The organism is Aromatoleum toluvorans (assembly GCF_012910905.1).
Classification (GTDB): Bacteria; Pseudomonadota; Gammaproteobacteria; order Burkholderiales; family Rhodocyclaceae; genus Aromatoleum; species Aromatoleum toluvorans.
Genome location: NZ_WTVN01000081.1, coordinates 1 through 2,938 on the forward strand (window position 1 = coordinate 1; position 2,938 = coordinate 2,938).

Consider the following 2,938-nt stretch of genomic DNA (forward strand, 5'->3'; position numbering starts at 1 on the left):
TTTGCCTTCGGCTTCCTCCAGATTCGCAGTTACCCGCGACACCCTTGCCGTTCGGCTAACTCTTCCCCTTGCCGGGCGAGTAGAGGACTTCCACCTCCAAGTGAGTGCGCCCTGCCGGGCGCACCAAAAAAAAAGCGAACGGCCCGCGATGGGGCCGCCGCTCGCGGAAAACGCGCGATTCTACTTCTGAACGTAAATCTGGTCGAACGTGCCGCCATCCTTGAAGTGCGTGGCCGACGCCTTGCTCCAGCCGCCGAAGACCTCATCCACGCTGAAGGTCTTGATCGCCGGGAACTGCGCGGCGTGCTTCTTCAGGATCTCGGGATTGCGCGGACGCAGGTAGTTGGCCGCGGCATTCTCCTGACCTTCCGGCGACCACAGGTATTCGAGATAGGCCTGCGCGAGCTTGCGCGTGCCTTTCTTGTCGACGACCTTCTCGACGACCGCGACCGGAAACTCCGCGAGGATCGACATGCTGGGGTACACGACCTCGAATTCGCCGCGGCCGAATTCCCGCGCGATCAGTTCGGCCTCCGACTCGAAGGTGACCAGCACGTCGCCGAGCTTGCGCTGCATGAAGGTCGTGGTCGCATCACGTCCGCCGGAACCGAACAGCGGCGCGTTCTTCAGCCAGTTGGCGACGAATTCCTGCGCGGTTTTTTCGTTGCCGCCGGGCTGCTTCAGCGCATAGCCCCACGCGGCAAGGTAGGAGTAACGGCCGTTGCCGGTGTTCTTCGGGTGCGGAATGATCACCTGGGCCGCGCCCGGCTTCGCGATGTCGTTCCAGTCCTTGATCCCCTTGGGATTGCCCTTGCGCACGATGAAGACCATCGTCGAGGTGTAGGGCGAGGCGTTGTCGGGGAACTTCTTCGGGTAATCCTTCGCGACCAGCCCCTTCTCGGCGAGGAAATCGACGTCGGTCGCCTGGTTCATCGTCACCACGTCGGCCTCGAGGCCGTCGGCCACCGCGCGCGCCTGCTTCGACGAACCGCCGTGCGACTGGCGCAACTCCACGGCCTCGCCGGTCTTCTCCTTCCAGTGCTTCTGGAACAGCGGGTTGTAATCCTTGTAGACGTCGCGTGCCACGTCGTAGGAAACGTTGAGCAGGTTCGACTGGGCATACGCGCCGGTTGCAAAGGCGAACCCGGCTGCGAGCAACAGGCTGGTCAGTTTCTTCATGCTGGAATCCGATAGCGAGCGATGAACGGAGAAGGCCTTGACGATAGCCGATGCCGGAAAGCATGACAACGCATAAAGTCTTATTTCCATATAACGAAACTCGCAAATACCGATGGATCCGCGGCGTCCATCCATGACTCGGATATAATCCGCCCCTTTCGCGAAAGGGGCTGCGCACCGCGGCATGACGATGCCGCATGGCGGCCCTTCTCCCGTCGCCCCAGGACACCCGATGAGACAGAAAGCCCCGGCCTACGTGATCGGCCACATCACGATCAAGGACCCCGCCAAATGGGACGAGTACCGTTCCCGCGTGCCCGGCACGCTGGACGGATGGGGCGGCGAGCTGGTGCTGCGCGGCAAGCGCGTGACGGTGCTCGGCGGCGAACATGCGCACACCGATACCGTCGTCCTGCGTTTTCCCGACATCGATTCGCTGAACGGCTGGTTCAACTCGCCCGTCTATCAGGCCCTCATTCCGCTGCGCGAACAGGCTGCCGACGTCGTCCTGATTTCCTATGAAAGCTGAGCGGAACGCAGCGTCCGCGGCGGGCTGGTCGCCGCTGTTCGGCGCGTGGTTGGTGGCGGCCTCGTCCCTGCTCGGCGCGCTCTTCCTCGGCGAGGTCATGGAACTGCCGCCCTGCGTGCTGTGCTGGTGGCAGCGCATCGCGATGTTCCCGCTGGTACTGATCCTGCCGGCCGGCATGTTCCCGCTCGACCGCAACGTCATTCGCTACGCATTGCCCCTGGCACTCGCCGGCTGGCTGGCCGCCCTCTTCCACGTCCTGCTCGTCGCCGGCGTGATTCCCGAGCGCATCCAGCCCTGCTCGCGCGGCGTGTCGTGCAAGGAAATCCAGATCGAATGGTTCGGTTTCCTCACCATCCCGATGCTGTCCCTGATCGCTTTCTCCCTGATCGTCGGATTGCTGCTTCTCGCCAAACACAGGATGTCCAGATGAACCAGAAGTACATTTTCGCCATTGCTGCCGCACTGATGGTGGCGGTGTTCGCCACCGCAACGCTCGTTCATGACTCGGAAAAGAACACGCGCCGCGACCAGGTCGCCGAGCAGAACCGTGCCGTCCTCGTTCGCGACCACTCGCCGACGCTGGGCGAAGTCGATGCGCGCGTGCATATCGTCGAGTTCCTCGATCCCGCCTGCGAGACCTGCCGCGACTTCTACCCCTACGTCAAACAGCTGATGGCCGCCGCGCCCGGCCGCATCCGCGTGACCGTGCGCTACGCGCCTTTCCACGACGGATCGGAGCAGGTCGTGAAGCTGCTGGCGGCGGCAAAGCTCCAGGGCAAGTTCTGGGAAACCCTGGAGGCGCTGTTTACGGCGCAGCCGAACTGGGCGTCGCATCACAATCCGCAACCCGAGCTGGTGTGGAACTTCATCAACGGCGTCGGCCTGGATATTGCGAAGCTGAAGGCCGACATGGCCGACCCGGCGATCGATGCGGCCGTGAAGCAGGACCTCGCCGATGCGCGCATCCTGAACGTCACCAAGACGCCGGAGTTCTTCGTCAACGGGCGCCCGATGCCCAGCTTCGGCTACGAGCAGCTCAAGCGGCTCGTCGAGGAAGAACTCAAGGCAAGCTACTGAACGCTGCGGCAAGCATCCCGCACGGAATCGGGATAGGGGCGGTCAGGCTTCCTGACCGATCCCCTCCCACACCACCCGGCATGCGGGTCCGCACCGGGCGGTTCGAGCAGTTGAGGTCATGAGAGCCGCGGCACGCCGAGTCGGTCGAAGTAG

Annotated in this window: 4 protein-coding genes; 3 read left to right on the forward strand and 1 reads right to left on the reverse strand. The window is 63.4% G+C overall.

Translation table 11 applies throughout. From position 1 onward, the window contains the following. Positions 1–180: 180 nt before the first annotated feature. The gene (locus GPA22_RS22350) at positions 181–1,179 is read right to left on the reverse strand and encodes a sulfate ABC transporter substrate-binding protein (protein ID WP_169258271.1); all 999 of its coding nucleotides are present in this window, start codon (positions 1,177–1,179) and stop codon (positions 181–183) included. 232 nt (positions 1,180–1,411) lie between these two features. Here GPA22_RS22350 and GPA22_RS22355 point away from each other — a divergent pair, with 232 nt between their 5' ends. From GPA22_RS22355 to GPA22_RS22365, 3 genes are read left to right on the forward strand one after another with little or no spacing between them, the layout of a single operon-like run. Further along, entirely contained in the window at positions 1,412–1,708 is a 297-nt protein-coding gene (locus tag GPA22_RS22355) for a DUF1330 domain-containing protein (RefSeq protein ID WP_169258272.1), read from the forward strand. Further along, the gene (locus GPA22_RS22360; protein ID WP_169258273.1) at positions 1,698–2,138 is read left to right on the forward strand and encodes a disulfide bond formation protein B; all 441 of its coding nucleotides are present in this window, start codon (positions 1,698–1,700) and stop codon (positions 2,136–2,138) included. The genes GPA22_RS22355 and GPA22_RS22360 overlap by 11 nt, the downstream gene beginning before the upstream one ends. Beyond that, positions 2,135–2,785 (forward strand): DsbA family protein, encoded by a 651-nt coding sequence (locus GPA22_RS22365; protein ID WP_169258274.1) that lies wholly within the window; start codon positions 2,135–2,137, stop codon positions 2,783–2,785. Before GPA22_RS22360 ends, GPA22_RS22365 begins: the two co-directional genes overlap by 4 nt. Positions 2,786–2,938 lie beyond the last annotated feature (153 nt).